Origin of the sequence: Paenibacillus ottowii, from assembly GCF_050516475.1 — a bacterium.
GTDB classification, from domain to species: Bacteria; Bacillota; Bacilli; order Paenibacillales; family Paenibacillaceae; genus Paenibacillus; species Paenibacillus ottowii.
Genome location: NZ_CP191577.1, coordinates 4,791,935 through 4,808,630, shown reverse-complemented (window position 1 = coordinate 4,808,630; position 16,696 = coordinate 4,791,935). Strand labels below are relative to the sequence as shown.

Genomic DNA, 16,696 nt, shown 5'->3' with positions numbered 1-16,696 from the left:
ACTCATTTAAGGAGCCGCCTCTGGTTCGAGCAGCATGAACAGTTCTTTCATCTGCTGTCGCTTGAGTTTTGGACTAAGCACGTACAAAGTATCGCCAGGTTCAATTACAGTCGTGCCTCTCGGAGCAATAATTTGCTCGTTCCGAATAATAGCTGTGAATAAAATGTCCTCAGGCAGCTGTATATCCTGGATCGCCTTGCCCGCTATCGACATCCCCTTTTGTACCTGAATGTGATTGATTTCCGAAGTGGTTTTTCCCAGAGAAACTAATTCTAGCAGTGAAGGCGACGACGTCTGGTTAGGGTCCATCAAGCCAAGCTTCACTGCTAACCACGAAATCGTAGTACCTTGAATAATCGCAGAAGTGAGCACTACGAAAAATACAACATTAAAAAACAAGGGTCCTACATCCATTTCATCCAGTAATGGATAGGTTGCTAGTACAATGGGTACCGCTCCCCGCAGTCCTGCCCAGGATAACAACGTCTTCTCGCGGACAGAGTATCTGGAAAATAACAAGCCTAGGAACACGCCTATTGGACGAGCCACAAGCATGAGGATGAAGGAGAGCGCCAAGCTTTGCCACGCAATGCCCAGCAATTGGTCGGGAAAAACCAATAGTCCAAGCAGGACAAACATCATGATCTGCACCATCCAGGCGAAACCATTGTTAAAATGAATAATGGATCGCTTGTAGGTCAAATCGGAATTCCCCAATACAATAGCCATGACATACACGGCCAGCAATCCGCTTGCCTCTAATAACGATGCCGCCGCATACGTCAGGACTGCAAAAGCCAATGCCATCACAGGATACAAACCGGATGAATCAAAATTCATTTTATTAATCGCGTATACGCCCAGGCGTCCAAGTACAAAACCAACAACTAAACCAAAACCCATTTCCCATAAAAACAACAAGATATGTATCCAGATGGATTGCTCAGGGTGATGTATTAGCTCAATCAATGTTACTGTGAGAAATACAGCCATCGGATCATTACTGCCGGATTCAGCTTCGAGCGTTGAGGTAATTCGTTTTTTGATATTTTTACCGCCTAAAACGGAAAACACGGCTGCCGCATCCGTCGATCCGACGATAGCGCCGAACAACATCGATTCCATCCAGCCAACGCCTAAAATAAACTTGGCGCATACACCGATGACTACAGTCGTAATGATGACCCCTAGCGTTGATAATGACAATGCAGGTCGAATAACTGGCTTAATATCAGTAAACTTTGTCTGCATCCCACCTTCAAACAGAATGACAATGAGCGCGAGGATGCCCACCAGCTGTGTGATAAAGGCATTATCAAAATAAATAAACTGACTGAGCACCATACCTACAGCAATAAATAAAACAAGCGCAGGCATGCCAAAACGGCTGGAAAATTTGGTAGTCAGCACACCGACCAGCAGCAAGCCGGACAGCAAAAGCACAATCAAATTAATCACGGTTGTCTGTTCCATACGGCTTCTCCTATCTTGAAAATAAATGTTCATTTTTTCGCCTTTTAACTATATACCCTCAAATCACACAGAATACTAATCTTAAGTAAAAAAATTATGGGAAAATTAAAAAATCCAGCTCATGGTCTGTGCTGGATCGGCACTCCACAAGCTGGTTTGTAAATTTTGTAGGTCTTAAGCTACGACCATCGTCATGCTTTATGCTTTAGGATGAATCATATGCGCAGGTACAACATATTGGTCAAACTGCTCTTCCGTCAGCAGTCCACTACGAAGTGCCGCTTCCTTTAGAGACAGTCCTTCTGCATGTGCAAGTTTGGCGATTTTAGCAGCATTTTCATATCCGATATGTGGATTTAATGCTGTCACCAACATCAGTGAATTATTCAAATTGTGCTCAATTTTAGCAAGATCGGGCTCGATGCCAACAGCACAGTTGTCATTAAAAGCAATGATGGAATCGGCCAGCAGATGAACAGATTGCAAAAAATTGTATATGATTACTGGCTTGAAAACATTCAATTCAAAATTGCCTTGACTTGCTGCAAAGCCAATAGCCGCGTCATTACCCATGACTTGCGTAACGACCATCGTCAGTGCTTCACTCTGGGTTGGATTCACCTTACCAGGCATAATGGAGCTCCCCGGCTCGTTAGCTGGAATCGTGATTTCCCCCAAACCGCTCCGCGGACCACTTGCCAACCAGCGAACATCATTGGCGATTTTCATCAAATCTGCAGCTAGTGCTTTGATTGCTCCATGTACAGCCACCACCTCATCGTGACTGGTCAGAGCATGGAATTTATTAGGTGCGGAAGTGAACGTTTTGCCAGTGAAGTCGGAAATTTCTGCAGAGGTTCGTGAGCCAAACTCTGGATGAGCATTAATTCCTGTGCCCACTGCTGTTCCGCCAATCGCCAGTTCCTTCATATATTGAACCGTATCGACGATCATTCGCTTGCTTTTATCCAGCATGGCATACCAGCCGCTAATTTCCTGACCCAGTGTAAGTGGTGTCGCATCCTGTAAATGGGTTCGGCCAATTTTGATGATATCCTTAAATTGTGCTGACTTCTGTTGAAAAGTCTCTTTCAGCTTATCAATGGCAGGCAACAAACGGTCCTCGACGGCAATAACACCCGCTACGTGAAGCGCTGTAGGAAACGTATCATTGGAGCTTTGCGACATATTCACATCGTCATTTGGATGCAGCTTCGCATCTTTTCCCTGTTCTTGTAACCATTGACTGCCCAGATGAGCAATCACTTCATTGACATTCATATTGGACTGCGTACCGCTCCCTGTCTGCCATACAACCAATGGGAAATGGTCATCGACGCGTCCAGCTAGAATCTCGTCCGCTGCATAAATAATGGCGTCCTGCTTCTCCTGAGATAGCTTACCCAACTTATAGTTGCTGATCGCCGCACTCTTTTTGAGCACTGCGAACGCCTGAATGACCTCTAACGGCATTTTCTCCGAGCCAATCGGGAAATTTTCCTTACTGCGCTGTGTTTGCGCTCCCCACAAACGGTCTGCCGGTACTTTGATTTCGCCCAACGTATCCTTCTCAATGCGGTAGTTCAACTCATTTCCTCCTCTTGGCCTATGTAATTCAGACAAAATATGGTGATCTTCCTTGCCTATTATACATTAAATTTCAAATGTTATCATATATTTTGCAAGCGCTTTTTTACGATAAGGCCAGAGGAGACAGAAGGAAAATTAAATTATAAGCTTGATTACTAACCTTAGCTAATCGTGATATTCCTTTTGGCTTGGACTTCTTTTCTGCCCAGCAGCTTGTTTAGGGCATCGATATAAGCTTTCGCGCTAGCTTCCAAAATATCTGTACTTGTGCCTCTTCCCAGTGCTGTGTATTCACCTTGCCTCAAAATAGCGTGTACCTCCCCCAACGCATCTTTGCCATAGGTTACAGACTGGATGGAGTAATCCTCCAGCTCCACCATTTCACCACTGGCCTTGTCTATCGCATTGAAAATCGCATCAACAGAACCATTCCCCATCGCTACTTCATCAATCGATGTACCATCTTGCTTATTCAACCGTATGGAGGCGACCGGGACCGACTGATTACCATAAGACACCTGAATAGAATTTAATGTGTAAATTTGAGGAGAGGCATTGCGGCTCTCATCCATCAGAACGAGCAAATCTTCATCCAGCACCTGTTTTTTCTTATCCGCCAAGGCTTTAAATTTGCGGAATGCCTCCTGAAGCTGTTCCTCTGACAACATGTCAAAGCCCATGTCCGCCAGCTTTTCCTTAAACGCATGACGTCCTGAATGCTTGCCTAATACCAGTTTACTTGTCTTGAGACCAATCCGCTCAGGGGACACAATCTCATACGTTGTACGCTCCTTTAGCATGCCGTCCTGGTGTATACCGGACTCGTGTGCAAATGCATTGGCCCCAACAATGGCCTTGTTTCCAGGTACCGACATTCCCGTACGTTTGCTTACCAATCGACTGGTGGCATACAGTTCCTCCAAAACCAGACTCGTTTGTGCACCATACAGCTCGGTTCTCGTGTCAAGGGCCAGCGCAACCTCTTCGATTGGTGTATTCCCGGCTCGCTCACCGATGCCGTTGATGGTACCCTCAAATTGATCTACCCCATTACGTATAGCAGCCAACGTATTAGCTGTTGCCATGCCGAGATCATCGTGACAGTGTGTGCTCAGCTGTATTTTTTCGATACCAGGTACTTGTTGTTTTACAACTCTAAACATTTCTCCAAACTGATCTGGCGAGGCATATCCCACGGTGTCGGGTAAATTGACGACTGTCGCCCCAGCGCGAATTGCCATATCTACAACTTCACAAATGAAGTCCAGTTCGGTACGACTGGCATCCTCCGCCGAAAATTCTACCTTGCTGAAATACTTGCGCCCATAACGAATAGCAGCGGCAGCAGTCTCTAATACTTTCGCTTTATCCATTCGCAGCTTGTGCTGGCGATGAATTGGCGAGGTAGCCAGGAACAAATGAAGACAAGCGTCCTCTGCTCCCCGTAGAGCTTCTCTGACTGCATCAATATCCTGCTCTTTCGAGCGTGCAAAACCAACCAGTGTTGCTTGGGTGACCTGTTTGGCAATCTCCTGCATGCTGATGATCTCACCAGGTGAGGTTGCTGGAAAGCCAGTCTCAATCCGATCTACGCCTAATTTCTGAAGCTGAAGAGCGATTTCCACCTTTTCTGTGCTGGTTAAGCTAACCCCTGGTGATTGTTCTCCATCTCTTAACGTTGTGTCCAACACCCATATTTTACGCATACAGATACCACCTTTGGTTTGATTTTAGGAGATGCTCGTTGATTGAAGGTTTTTAGATCGTTTTATTCATCTGATCATCTGATGTTTAAGAATAAAAAAATTAAGAACTTCCCATATGCTTTTGCAATTCAAGCTTGGTGCCGTCCAAATGCTGAATACTATACAGCTCGGCAGCCTTGCCATCCTGATCTAAGATCGCTTCATAAATTTTTTCATGCTGAAGTGTAAAATGATTTTGCATCGCCGGATCCGTGATAAGATTGTTCAGCGCCTTGCGAATAGCCTCGACAAAGCTGCGGTAGACGTCTGTAAGCACCTTATTGCCTGTAGCTGCTGCAACAGCCAAGTGAAAAGTGATATCCGCATCCAAGTACCCTTTCATATCTCCAGCAGCCAATGTCGCAGCTCGGCGGTCCAGCGCTTCCCGCATTAAGCGTAAATCTTCGTCATTACGACGTAACGCAGCTAATCTGGCAATCTCCAGTTCCAAGACGCTCCGCACTTCATACACCTCAATAATTTCGGCACGGCTTAGTCGGTAATCCAATGGTTCTTGAGAAGTCGTCGGTTGGCAGACAAAGGTTCCGTGGCCTTGCTTTTTCTCTAATAGACCGGCATGCACCAGCACACTAACCGCCTCACGAACGGTAGATCGTCCGACTCCAAAAAGCTTCATAAGCTCGGGCTCGGTTGGAATCTTAGTGCCCACGTTCCATTCACCAGCAGCAATTTTTCGTTGCAGCTGCTCAGCCACTTCATCGGCAATTTGCTTGCGTTTGATGGCTTGAAAAGGCACTGTTTCATAATTCATCTGATCATCTCCTGTTTCGTATCATACTATGACCCATTGCTTTCTGCAACCTATTTCATCTTTCTATCCCCATCATTTTTTAAAATGAGGCCATACCATCCGAAAAAGCCTGCACCGTCCATCACGATGCAAGCTTAGTAGGATAAAGAAATATTAAGATTTCGTTTTATTAGGAGTAACACAATACAGACGGCTGGTTGCTTCGAAAATATGCCCCGGCGCCAGTGCAATTAATCCGATGTCTTCCGCAGGCAAGTCTGGTCGATTTGGTGCATTAATCATGTTCATTTGCGGTTCAGGACAGATGAATTCCTTGTTCGCTTTGTTGTTCCAGATCATCCAATGCTTATAAGCAGTGCCTACATCGTATACGAGAGTAGCACCTGTCTTGCTGTGTGTGAGTTCCATGTAGTTACGCCCATTTTGCGGAGCCGCCGTATAATGATTATCCATAGAGGCAAAATAAGGACTAACTCCTGTTGTCTTCATCAGTTCCTCTTCTGGTGATAACGGTTGGAACTGTCCCGTGGCCAGTAATCGATCTGTTAGCTCGCGCCGTTCACCGATCGTAACCTTAATCTTGTAATCCTCAGGCGAGCTATCGGGTACAAACGGAACCCGAATGGCTGTGTGAAAGGCAAACAAGTTGGGAATCGGTTGATCTCCTTCGTTATGAATCACATAACGCTGATGCAGGCCAAATTCGTCAAGACTGTACGTCAGCTTAATTGTAAAGGTGAAGGGTAGATAACGGAACATAGGATGCCCTTCCCTTACATGTTGATTCATTACCACATAACTACCTTGCTCCCCGGAACCATAGTTTTCAACTTCCCACCGAACGGTGTGCAAAAAGCCATGCAAATGGTTATGGGTAGCCTCTTCATTAATTGGCAGCTCATATGTAACCCCATTCCACAGGAATTTTCCGTCCTCATAACGATTCGGAGGGAACAAAAACGGAATTCCGTAGACGGATGGGCTTTGTTTAAAAGCCTCTATGCTCTCAGCATCCGGCTCACGCAGAAAAGAATATCCCGTCTCATTGTCACGAAAAGAAATCAGATTTGCACCGTTTCCTGGCAGGGCAACCGCTTCATATCGCCCAAATTTAAGACGAACCGCCGGTATTCCATAATAAAGATCACCAATTGCAGTATGCTGTTGTGTCATCAAAAATCCTCCTTGATGAAATGACGATGTTTAATGAAAGCGTTTAGCTTTTGGCTTGACTATACCATGTCCAGCAAAAAAATTCCACGACAATACAAAAAACGATGCCCCGCAAGGCATCGTCCTTCACACACATGACTACACATAGCGGCCCTGCTTGGGTACTGCCATGTGTTCAAAATCTCTAGCTAGTCGATCCAGCTGATTTGTCAGCTCAGTGCCATGCATGTAATGTCCATGCCCTGTAACTGCAATTGCAGGCTTTAAACCGGCCAGCATCTTCACTGACCGCTGTGCAGCTTGCCAATCTGTTGTAAAATACGCAGGCGGCCCGTGGATTTCTTTTTCCTGTAAAAGCACAGCCAGTGCTGATTCCTGCTTTACCGTGATAAAAGCGTCACCGGCCACCATTAAGCGTCTCCGCTCATGAAAAAGCGATACATGGCCAGGCGTATGTCCTGGTGTATGAAGCCACTTCCAACCAGGGGCGCCAGGGACACTGCCATCTTGGGGCAGCGAAGTGATGCGATCATCGAGATCTATAGCATCATTGGGGTACAAAAAGGAAATGCCCGACATCAAACCTCCCCCCACACTGGGGTCAGGTTTTTGATAATCTTTCATTCCTGTTAAATAAGGTAATTCCAAAGGGTGTGCGTACACAGGTGTACCCCAATGCTGTACCAACTCAATAACCGACCCTACATGGTCGAAATGACCATGAGTAAGTACAATAGCAACCGGAGGCCCCGTAAACCGTTCCTCAGCCAGGCGAATAATCGAGTCTGTGAATCCTGCCATTCCCGTATCCACCAGCACCCAAGATCGGCTTCCCGGCTCTCCGATAAAACACACATTTACAAACAGCGTCCGTAAGCTCAGGAGATCGGGAGCAGCCTCTTCATTTGCCGTCATTCCTTCGGTGAACAGATGATTTGCCAAAGCTTCACCCTCCTATTCACATGGAATTTTCTGTTATACTCGACCTTTAGGCTTCCCCCATGTCAGCAGATTATGCGGACACTGCTAAATATAATCCGCTTGTCACGAAAATAGACCATGTTTACATTACTCAGGTAATTTACTCCATGCGGCATCCAGCAAATAGTCGAAAAGATCATCGTTCTCTTCAATCCAGCTATCCATTTGTAGCATCTCTTCCTCCAGGCGTGGCTCTCCCGCAAAATGAAGACTATAATCCCACTCTTTTCCCTTTTTACTGTGGAAGGTAATTTCATATATAGAGCTCTGTCCGTCCACTCCAAATACTACTTGGCCTAAATATACACCATTCTCATCCCTTGTCATTTGTGCCTGCTGAATATGTACTTCTTTCAATTCCTCAGATGAATTTTGCTCTGTCATTTATTTATCCGCCCTTTCATTTTTACCAAAAAGTACCAAAACTGATTTGTGAACCTTTTCGTTACATTGTACAATATATAAGCTATGTGTGGAATTTGCAAAAAAACTGTGCAAGTTACCCTATTCTTATTTGAGGCTTTTTCGTGAAATGGAGGAAAGTTACATGTCAGATTTTCAACAAAAATTGCAGAAATATGCGGAATTAGCTGTTCGTGTGGGCGCTAATGTCCAACCTGGGCAGACACTTATCGTTCATGCGCCAATCTTATCTGCCGATCTCGTGCGACTAATCGTTAAATCAGCGTATACTGTCGGAGCCAAACTGGTTAAAGTAAAATGGAGTGATGAGACGGTTACCCGATTACAGTATGAACTAGCTCCTGATGAAACATTTAATATTGCTCCCAAATGGTACGCAGCTGAAATGACTGAAGAAGTCGAAAATGGCGCTGCTGTCCTTCATGTTCTTGCAGAGAATCCGGATTTGCTCCAAGGGATTCCGTCCAGCAGAATTACGGCTGCCCAGCGCGTGCGATCACATGAATTGCGGCAATACCGTGAATACCAAATGGCTGACAAGTTCAGCTGGTCTCTGATTGCTTATCCTTCAGCAGAATGGGCAGCTAAAGTATTCCCTGATCTGCCAGCTTCCGAACAAGTGGATAAGCTGTGGGAAGCCATTTTTAGCACTGTACGTGTGGATCTGGACAACCCTGTGGAGGCATGGAATGAGCATCTGAAAACCCTCTCCAGCAAAGCTGATATCTTAAACTCCAAACGCTATAAAAAGCTGCATTATCTGGCCCCAGGCACAGACCTCACCATCGAACTTGCAAAAGACCATCTGTGGGTAGCAGCCGAAAGCGTCAACCAACAGGGACATACTTTTGTAGCTAACATGCCTACTGAGGAAGTATTTACAGCTCCACTTAAAACAGGAGTAAACGGTAAAGTCAGCAGCACCAAGCCTCTCAGCTATAGTGGCAATATCATCGACAACTTTTCACTGACCTTTGAAAATGGACGTATTGTCGATGTACAGGCTGAAACCGGCTTGGAGACTCTCCAGCATCTCGTAGAGATGGACGAAGGTTCACACTACCTGGGCGAGGTTGCTCTCGTGCCCCACAAGTCACCGATCTCTGACAAAAATATTTTATTCTACAATACATTGTTTGATGAAAATGCCTCGAACCATCTGGCTATCGGTAATGCTTATGCATTTAACCTTAAAGGCGGTAAGGATATGACTCAGGAGCAGTTGGCTGCCAACGGTCTGAACTCCAGTTTGACTCACGTCGACTTTATGATTGGTTCAGGTGAAATGGACATCAACGGCGTTACTGAAGACGGTACTGAGGAACCGATCTTCCGCAAAGGAAATTGGGCGATTTAACATGGCAAAAAAGGCTCTCACCACTTCATGCGGGAGAGCCTACTTGCTTGATCTTTTAGGATATGCTAAAACTATTTTTACAACGTATTAATCCAATAATTCGCTGCAAGTCCAAATACAATTTGGACTACGCTGATGATGAAAAAAACAATAAAGCAGCTTACAACTCTTCGATTAATGGTTTGATGTAAGGATAAAGATGATTTCACATAGAACATGCTACCTAATATCCCTAAACACAGACCAAAAACGCCTGCAAATAACCATCCTATAACCAAGCTGACCACGACAAAAGCCCAACTCCAGCCCGGAGCCTTACTTACTGGAACATAAGGTTGGTTGGACCCAAGATATATACCGTCCACAGCCAAATCTGCTTTGTTGCCAATGACTACAACATTCACAGCTTTCTCCTTCAATCTTATTGGAAAATCAATCAAGTTTAAAAATGCGTTCTGGCTTTTCACCTTCTGCTCGCTACCATTCACAATGACTTTTCCACCATTAAAGCCACGCTTGTACTCAATCGTATATTGAGTACCTTGATCTTCTACGTTCCATTTTGCCATCGCTAAACTCCTCTCAAATTTTAGGGGAGCCGTAAATATACTCCCGGCTTTTCCTAATTATGTACCATGAAAATCATACCATAAGCTGCAAGTTAAATAATGGAAAAAGGCCGCTTATTAGCGACCTCTGAATCTACTTTATTAGTATGGGGTTAGTTTCTATGACCAATTTTAGCCTTGTAGGCAACGGAATACTGGTCAGCCGCTAAGATTGCATCAAGCACATCATCTGCTGTAACAGCAAATGGTAAATTGTGAGCCGTTTCGCCTTCTTTGGTAGCAGCCTGAGCTACCCGGTACAAATCCTCTCGGGAGGCTTCCTGCAGCTTAATGTCTTCCAGCGTAACAGGCAGATCCAGTTTTAAATAAAAATCAATATACCGCTCCACTTCAGTTAAAGGTCTCTTTTCCAATGCAAGCTGTACTAAGGTGCCAAAGGCTACTTTTTGCCCATGTGTCAGGTGATGAATATCTCCCTCCAGCACAGTAAAACCGTTGTGAATGGCATGTGCGCCTGCCAAGCCCCCACTTTCAAAGCCCAAACCGCTTAGTAGCGTATTGGCTTCCACCACCGCTTCAAGCGCCGGTGTAACGACTTTGCGTTTCACAGATTCATAAGCTTGTAGTCCGTAATCGAAAAGAACTTCCTCGCACTTGGACGCAATGGCTTCTGCCGCCAGGGTTGGCAAGCCGCCTGCCATAGTTGTAGCACGTGCTTCAATGACTGCGCGAGCTTCAATCCACGTTGCCATGGCATCCGCAATGCCTGAGGAGAGGAACAAAGGCGGCGCTTGAGATATGACTTTCGTATCGACCAGGATTAAGCTCGGATTTTTACTGAAAAAGGAATACGTATCAAATGCACCCTCATCGGTGTACAAAACAGATAGTGCACTGGTGGGTGCATCTGTAGAAGCGGTCGTTGGAACAATCACAACCGAGGAACCAAGTAGCTCATTAACGGCTTTGGCGGTATCCAGCGTTTTACCGCCACCTACACCAATGACAATATCGACCTTGTTGCTTCGCCCCTCATCAGCAATACGGTTTACTTCATTTTTGGATGCTTCCCCTTGAAACTCAACCTTTATCGCAGTAATATCGGCCTGTTCCAGACTTTTGACTACCCGATGGGCTGCGATCTCCCAAACCAGCTTGTCCGCAATAACCAAGGCCGTATGACCTAAAGGCTTAACATATTGACCTGTTTTATCAATCACATTTTTCCCTTGCACATATTTACCCGGACTAATAAATATTTTTTCGCTCATCGTTCAACTCTCCCTTCCAAGTTTGTACCATCTCTATTATACGGCTGAAAGGGCACACATCTCAATTTCAAAGCCAAGATCTTCTATCATTTGATGATCAGCGTTAACTTCTTGGCCTTCTGTCGTTAAATAATCTCCTACAAAGATCGAATTTGCTGCATAAAGAGATAGTGGTTGTAATGAGCGTAAATTCAATTCCCGTCCACCTGCGACGCGTATTTCCTTGGATGGACAGATGAACCGAAACAGTGCTAACACCTTCAAAGCTTGGATCGGCGAGACCCGCTGTGCTTCTTCCAAAGGAGTTCCGGGGATTGGATTCAGGAAATTAATCGGAATTGAGTCGGCATCCAACTCTCTTAAGGCATAAGCCATTTGAACGATTTCCTCATTCGTCTCCCCCATACCGATAATCACTCCTGAGCATGGAGACATTCCGTATGATTGAGCCATTTTCACAGTTTCGATGCGTTGGTCATATGTATGTGTGGTCGTAATCGAGGGATAGTTAACCTTGCTTGTATTTAAATTATGATTGTAACGGTGTACCCCTGCATCTGCCAATCGCTGTGCTTGATCTCCCTTGAGAATCCCCAAGCAAGCGCAAATCTTGAGCGGCATGGTACGAGTAATTTCCTGCACAGCATCAATTACCTGATCCAGTTCTCGATCTGTCGGACCTTTGCCAGAGGCTACAATGCAATATGTCCCTGCTTTTCGTGCTATGGCTTCTCTCGCTCCAGCCAATAGTGATTCCTTGTCCAGCATACTATACTTGCTGACAGGTGCTGTGGAAACGATGGATTGAGAGCAGTAACCACAATCCTCTGGGCACAGACCGCTTTTGGCATTCATGATCATATTGAGCTTTACTTTTTTTCCGTAAAAATGATGCCGCACCTGAAATGCAGCTTGCATAATCGATAATAATTCCACATCGTCCGCTTCCAGTACAGCCATTCCTTCTTCCTGTGTCAGATGGCTGAAACGGATCGCTTTTTCAGCCAGCAATCCCCAATCTACACCCTTATCTACACCTTGATTGAATAAATTCATATTTTATCCTCCCTTATTTAAATGATCATGTAATCAGTCGAGATTTCAGCTTAAAGAAACCCGCCCCATTGTCAACTTAATAAAACTCTATTAGGTTGACAATAACACGAATATCATATCAATTCATATTCTTTATGTAAAGAAGACAAATTAAAAAGCGACCCCACATGATTGAGGCCGCTTTCCATATTTATTCCATTAAGAGACTCCTGCTTCCTCCACGACGATAGGCTGTTTAATTAGCCGAATACGTGAAATCCGCTTGTTTTCAACTTCTTCTACAATGAACATACATCCTTCAAACACTACAGACTGGCCTGGCTGTGGAGGAATAACCTCAACATGTGAATATAGCCAGCCCCCTACTGTATCATAATCCTCATGATCAAGATCCAATCCAAAGCGATCGTTCACTTCATCAATTAATAACATACCGTCAATGGAAAATTCATCGTCATTAATCCGCTCACAACTCGGACGTTCCTGATCGAACTCATCCTGAATTTCACCGACGATTTCTTCCATTATATCCTCCAGCGTTACCATACCCGATGTGCCGCCGTATTCATCAATCAAAATTGCAATCTGCGTCTTGCTACGTTGCATGCGTTTGAGCAGATCACTAATTTGCGTTGATTCCGGAACAGCAAGGATCGGTCGAATCATCGTACGAGTATCGAGCGTGTTCGCACGTAGAAGATCTTTAATATGGATAAAGCCGATAATATGGTCCTTATCTTCGGCGCAGATTGGATAACGTGTTCTCATGCTTTCCGTCGCAATCGCGAGATTTTCTTCTGTGGACTCATTACTGTATAAACAGATCATCTCCGTGCGCGGAATCATGATTTCCCTGGCGGTCGTGTCGGCAAAATCAAATATATTATCAACAAGCGCCAATTCCGTATTATCAATTAGTCCGCTCTTATTGCTTTCTTTCATCAGAATGCGTATTTCATCCCCTGTATGCGCGGAATCGTCGTATTCGGATACCGGCTCCAGACGGAATAAACGCAGCAAGCTGTTCGCCATTCCATTCAACGCCCATATGAATGGATACATCAACTTGTAAAACCAAGTCATCAGCATGGCTGAATACAGCGTAATAGTTTCAGCTTTACGAATAGCTATCGTTTTGGGTGCCAATTCACCCAACACAATATGCAAAATCGTAATGACAATAAATGCAATGACCACGGCAGTACCGTGCACATATACCGCTCCCAAGCCAGCGGCTGTAAATACAGGTTCAATCAAATGTGCGATGGCCGGCTCTCCGATCCATCCCAGTCCTAATGATGCTAGGGTAATGCCCAATTGGCAGGCAGACAAATAAGCGTCCAGATTGTGTATCATATTGGCGGCGTATACGGCCTTTTTGTTGCCCGCCTCCACCAAGGTTTCTATACGGCTGCCCCTGACCTTAACCATGGCAAATTCCGCAGATACAAAAAAACCATTTAATAATACTAATGCAAAAACAATAAATAAGTTAAACATACTCGGTAAAGGGTCACTCAATATGCTCCCCATCAGCCGTCATTACGGCAGACAGGCGCACCTCCTTCGGATAGTTTCATCATAGACAGAACGATAACACATCATAAGCAGCGTCAACTTCCCAACACATTCACCCCTTCCGGCTTCCCTAAGCCATATTCCGCATAAATGATTCAATCATTTATCAGCTTATATTTAATTATATAACTATACTCTATACAGTCAAACCACAAGCCATGTCAGAAAAATCAACTCCTCTATCATTTAGGTCGGAAAGCTCTCGTTTTCGCCTGTTACCACCAAGAAAGCAACTATATTTGAGAAAGAATATAAACAAAATACATCCCCTGCCGTCTGGCAGAGGATGTAGACTCATATATATGAAGGCATCAGCGAACCGGGGATGATCCCGGGTTCCCGATGACGCCGGGATATTGGTACAATAACGGCTCGTCAAAAGTTGCATAATCCAGGTTTAACATCAGTAAAATAGTCCGTTTGCCTGTCGCCGGATCACTAATAATAATGTGATCTCGACCAGCTGCTTCCAGAATACCCTTGAATATTTTCGCATTCCATTCACGGTTATTTTCATAGGTCATATAAAAAGTTCCCGTTTTGCCCAAATTCAAGCGTAAAATATTCTCGATGTATGATTGCTCGTATTGCGGAGTCTGAACCTGCACTACCGAACCCGTTGGTGTCATAGGGCTACCACTGCTTACTGAAGGTGGAAAGCCAGTCATAGGCTGCATGGTTTGGACTGGAGCCATCCCTCTTGGCCATTCGGGGTATCCATTGCCGGAAGCATAGGGTACGGGACGGTAAGCTTGCTGTGAAATCATGTAAATTCCTCCTAAAATGGTTTTAATTTAATTTTAAATCTTCGAGCCATTCTGAAAGGTGTCTAATATACATTAGGGCAGTCCTCTTCAGTCGGGCTAAAAAAGCAGTGGGCTTTAAAGCGCCCGGTATTGGTCTGGTTATACCAGGTATCCGGACATTCTCCAGCTGGTCTGAAAAACCACAATGCATTGGATGCCGGACGTATTTTTTCACCATTGACTACACGCTGGGCAAGTCGAACGTCCCGATCACGAGCTCTCTGATAAAAATACCCCTTCTGAGTAGCTTCAAAACCTCCGGGACTTTGAAACACCATGTCATTCATGAGGCGTATCCCTTGGAAATCCAGGCAATTGGCTAAAATTCGGTTCACACCGACGTTGCCAACCATGAGCATCCCCATCTCGCCTTCACCTTCAGCCTCAGCCCGCATCAGCCGGGCAAGGGTCCTCACATCTTCTGTGCTGGTCTTGATTACAGCCACCGCGTCCCCTCCTTACTTCTCAATCACATACCCTATCCTATGGTACAAATGCCCAATAAGTGACAGTCCAAAAAATAAAAAAATAGCCCCAGGCGGGGACTACTCTTTTAGGCTTTTATCAAGGCTCGTAAATCATTTTACGCGTCATCCCGCCATCAACCACGAGATTCGTACCTGTTACAAAATCATTGCCGGGTTGTGTCAAGTATAGACAGGCTCGTGCGATGTCTTTAGGAGTCCCTACTCGACCAGCCGGATGCTGTTGATGGTCTTCCGCACGCAATTGCTCGTAATCCCCGGTTTCAATCCATCCTGGACTGATACAATTGACTCGAATCCGGTCCTTTCCTAGCGATATGGCCATCGCATGTGTAAGGGCGACTATAGCTCCTTTGGATGCCGCATAGGCTTCCGTGTCCGGCTCTGACATGAAAGCTCGTGTAGAGGCCATATTAACCACTGAGCCACCTTCCGCGTTTCGCTTCATTATCTTAGCTGCTTCTCTTGTTGCAATAAAACAGCTGCGTACGTTTGTATTCAGAATGTCATCCCATTCTGCTACAGTTAACTCATATGGAGATTTCCATCTGGACACGCCTGCATTGTTAATCAACGTATGAATCGTACCGTATTCTTCTTCCGCGGCACGGATCAGCGCTACAAGATCTTCTTCCTTGCGCACATCACAAGGAATAAAAATGGCCTGCTGGCCTTCGTTCCGGGCGGCAGCAGCAGCTGCCGCGCCTTCTTCCTCATTGTGGTCAGCAAACACGACTCTGGCCCCCTGAGCAGCGTAGGCAAAAGCGACCTCTTTACCGATGCCATGCGCTGCTCCTGTTACTATAACAACTTGTCCTTCAAATGACACGACTCATTCCTCCTCTGCACTACTCTGTTTTAGTATATATGTACCAAAATGTGCCGTACAAGAAACATGCACAGCCCCCTACCCTGGTTCCTCGCAGAAGGCTGTTAAATGACCATGAACATTTTGACTGAATTCTACATTTTAACCTGCTCCAAGCTATAGCGATTAAGACGCTGAAACCCGATATACCTTGTACCTTGAAAAGTAAGCCGTCCCTCATCCCCTTCAGCACATTGACCGTATTCTTCCCCAGATACCTTGAACTCCATTCTGTCGCCACTCTCCACCTCAAAGGTTACATAATAAAAGGTATACGTCCGAGTCCCTTGTTCCTCCTGGCGTCTTTGTTGGAGATGTGTCCTTCTGGCCGTAATTCGGGAACCCACCGTCAATACAGGCTGTCGTTTGTTCCTGCTCCATTCCATGACTTCCCTGCCCGCAGACAACACGACAATACCCAACACAACTACGAAAAATACGGGCAATACCGTACCCAGCCAATCGAACATCCATAATGACTCAAATCCCATGCACCGCACTCCTCTCCGCCAGGCATTCCACAGAGAAACCACCGGGCATCCTGACCTG

Annotated in this window: 16 protein-coding genes; 1 reads left to right on the top strand and 15 read right to left on the bottom strand. The window is 45.4% G+C overall.

From position 1 onward, the window contains the following. Nucleotides 1-6 precede the first annotated feature (6 nt). The 7 genes from ACQQ6X_RS22435 to ACQQ6X_RS22405 form a co-directional block, all read right to left on the bottom strand. Nucleotides 7-1,473, bottom strand: coding sequence for a potassium/proton antiporter (locus tag ACQQ6X_RS22435; RefSeq protein WP_305167100.1), 1,467 nt, complete (start codon nt 1,471-1,473; stop codon nt 7-9). 198 nt (nt 1,474-1,671) lie between these two features. Next, the gene (fumC, locus tag ACQQ6X_RS22430) at nt 1,672-3,060 is read right to left on the bottom strand and encodes a class II fumarate hydratase (RefSeq protein ID WP_305167099.1); all 1,389 of its coding nucleotides are present in this window, start codon (nt 3,058-3,060) and stop codon (nt 1,672-1,674) included. 164 nt (nt 3,061-3,224) lie between these two features. Further along, on the bottom strand, nt 3,225-4,769 hold the full coding sequence (locus tag ACQQ6X_RS22425) for a 2-isopropylmalate synthase (RefSeq protein WP_305167098.1): 1,545 nt from the start codon (nt 4,767-4,769) through the stop codon (nt 3,225-3,227). 100 nt (nt 4,770-4,869) lie between these two features. Beyond that, on the bottom strand, nt 4,870-5,580 hold the full coding sequence (locus tag ACQQ6X_RS22420; protein ID WP_305167097.1) for a FadR/GntR family transcriptional regulator: 711 nt from the start codon (nt 5,578-5,580) through the stop codon (nt 4,870-4,872). Nucleotides 5,581-5,733: 153 nt separating this feature from the next. Next, a complete protein-coding gene (locus tag ACQQ6X_RS22415; RefSeq protein WP_305167096.1) occupies nt 5,734-6,753 on the bottom strand; it encodes an aldose 1-epimerase in 1,020 nt (339 codons plus the stop codon). Nucleotides 6,754-6,891: 138 nt separating this feature from the next. Further along, nucleotides 6,892-7,695, bottom strand: coding sequence for an MBL fold metallo-hydrolase (locus ACQQ6X_RS22410; protein WP_305167095.1), 804 nt, complete (start codon nt 7,693-7,695; stop codon nt 6,892-6,894). A 126-nt stretch (nt 7,696-7,821) separates the two neighbouring features. Next, entirely contained in the window at nt 7,822-8,118 is a 297-nt protein-coding gene (locus ACQQ6X_RS22405) for a hypothetical protein (RefSeq protein WP_064797102.1), read from the bottom strand. Between the two features lie 163 nt (nt 8,119-8,281). On the opposite strand from ACQQ6X_RS22405, the gene ACQQ6X_RS22400 reads away from it, so the two are divergent. Beyond that, nucleotides 8,282-9,514, top strand: coding sequence for an aminopeptidase (locus ACQQ6X_RS22400; protein ID WP_305167094.1), 1,233 nt, complete (start codon nt 8,282-8,284; stop codon nt 9,512-9,514). 77 nt (nt 9,515-9,591) lie between these two features. Here ACQQ6X_RS22400 and ACQQ6X_RS22395 read toward each other — a convergent pair whose 3' ends face one another. The 8 genes from ACQQ6X_RS22395 to ACQQ6X_RS22360 form a co-directional block, all read right to left on the bottom strand. Continuing rightward, nucleotides 9,592-10,083 (bottom strand): hypothetical protein, encoded by a 492-nt coding sequence (locus tag ACQQ6X_RS22395; RefSeq protein WP_149033225.1) that lies wholly within the window; start codon nt 10,081-10,083, stop codon nt 9,592-9,594. A gap of 152 nt (nt 10,084-10,235) precedes the next feature. Continuing rightward, on the bottom strand, nt 10,236-11,354 hold the full coding sequence (locus ACQQ6X_RS22390; RefSeq protein WP_305167093.1) for a glycerol dehydrogenase: 1,119 nt from the start codon (nt 11,352-11,354) through the stop codon (nt 10,236-10,238). Nucleotides 11,355-11,390: 36 nt separating this feature from the next. Beyond that, nucleotides 11,391-12,410 carry a biotin synthase BioB gene (gene bioB, locus ACQQ6X_RS22385; RefSeq protein ID WP_305167092.1) on the bottom strand — a complete coding sequence of 340 codons (1,020 nt, stop codon included), beginning with the start codon at nt 12,408-12,410 and terminating at the stop codon, nt 11,391-11,393. A 198-nt stretch (nt 12,411-12,608) separates the two neighbouring features. Further along, complete coding sequence (locus tag ACQQ6X_RS22380; protein WP_196771876.1) at nt 12,609-13,910, bottom strand: hemolysin family protein; 1,302 nt, start codon at nt 13,908-13,910, stop codon at nt 12,609-12,611. Between the two features lie 389 nt (nt 13,911-14,299). Continuing rightward, nucleotides 14,300-14,755 carry a spore coat protein GerQ gene (gene gerQ, locus ACQQ6X_RS22375; protein WP_305167091.1) on the bottom strand — a complete coding sequence of 152 codons (456 nt, stop codon included), beginning with the start codon at nt 14,753-14,755 and terminating at the stop codon, nt 14,300-14,302. A gap of 62 nt (nt 14,756-14,817) precedes the next feature. Then, nucleotides 14,818-15,240 (bottom strand): cell wall hydrolase, encoded by a 423-nt coding sequence (locus tag ACQQ6X_RS22370; RefSeq protein ID WP_149033229.1) that lies wholly within the window; start codon nt 15,238-15,240, stop codon nt 14,818-14,820. Between the two features lie 118 nt (nt 15,241-15,358). Continuing rightward, complete coding sequence (locus ACQQ6X_RS22365; protein ID WP_305167090.1) at nt 15,359-16,108, bottom strand: SDR family NAD(P)-dependent oxidoreductase; 750 nt, start codon at nt 16,106-16,108, stop codon at nt 15,359-15,361. A 134-nt stretch (nt 16,109-16,242) separates the two neighbouring features. Further along, the gene (locus ACQQ6X_RS22360) at nt 16,243-16,638 is read right to left on the bottom strand and encodes a DUF2500 domain-containing protein (RefSeq protein ID WP_013371386.1); all 396 of its coding nucleotides are present in this window, start codon (nt 16,636-16,638) and stop codon (nt 16,243-16,245) included. Between the last annotated feature and the right edge of the window lie 58 nt (nt 16,639-16,696).

What these genes read in the sequence shown, in the direction of transcription:
- ACQQ6X_RS22435 (WP_305167100.1), bottom strand. Translation starts at nt 1,473, where the DNA reads ATGGAACAGACAACCGTGATTAATTTGATTGTGCTTTTGCTGTCCGGC.
- ACQQ6X_RS22425 (WP_305167098.1), bottom strand. Translation starts at nt 4,769, where the DNA reads ATGCGTAAAATATGGGTGTTGGACACAACGTTAAGAGATGGAGAACAA.
- ACQQ6X_RS22420 (WP_305167097.1), bottom strand. Translation starts at nt 5,580, where the DNA reads ATGAATTATGAAACAGTGCCTTTTCAAGCCATCAAACGCAAGCAAATT.
- ACQQ6X_RS22415 (WP_305167096.1), bottom strand. Translation starts at nt 6,753, where the DNA reads ATGACACAACAGCATACTGCAATTGGTGATCTTTATTATGGAATACCG.
- ACQQ6X_RS22405 (WP_064797102.1), bottom strand. Translation starts at nt 8,118, where the DNA reads ATGACAGAGCAAAATTCATCTGAGGAATTGAAAGAAGTACATATTCAG.
- ACQQ6X_RS22400 (WP_305167094.1), top strand. Translation starts at nt 8,282, where the DNA reads ATGTCAGATTTTCAACAAAAATTGCAGAAATATGCGGAATTAGCTGTT.
- ACQQ6X_RS22395 (WP_149033225.1), bottom strand. Translation starts at nt 10,083, where the DNA reads ATGGCAAAATGGAACGTAGAAGATCAAGGTACTCAATATACGATTGAG.
- ACQQ6X_RS22390 (WP_305167093.1), bottom strand. Translation starts at nt 11,354, where the DNA reads ATGAGCGAAAAAATATTTATTAGTCCGGGTAAATATGTGCAAGGGAAA.
- bioB (WP_305167092.1), bottom strand. Translation starts at nt 12,410, where the DNA reads ATGAATTTATTCAATCAAGGTGTAGATAAGGGTGTAGATTGGGGATTG.
- ACQQ6X_RS22380 (WP_196771876.1), bottom strand. Translation starts at nt 13,910, where the DNA reads ATGTTTAACTTATTTATTGTTTTTGCATTAGTATTATTAAATGGTTTT.
- gerQ (WP_305167091.1), bottom strand. Translation starts at nt 14,755, where the DNA reads ATGATTTCACAGCAAGCTTACCGTCCCGTACCCTATGCTTCCGGCAAT.
- ACQQ6X_RS22360 (WP_013371386.1), bottom strand. Translation starts at nt 16,638, where the DNA reads ATGGGATTTGAGTCATTATGGATGTTCGATTGGCTGGGTACGGTATTG.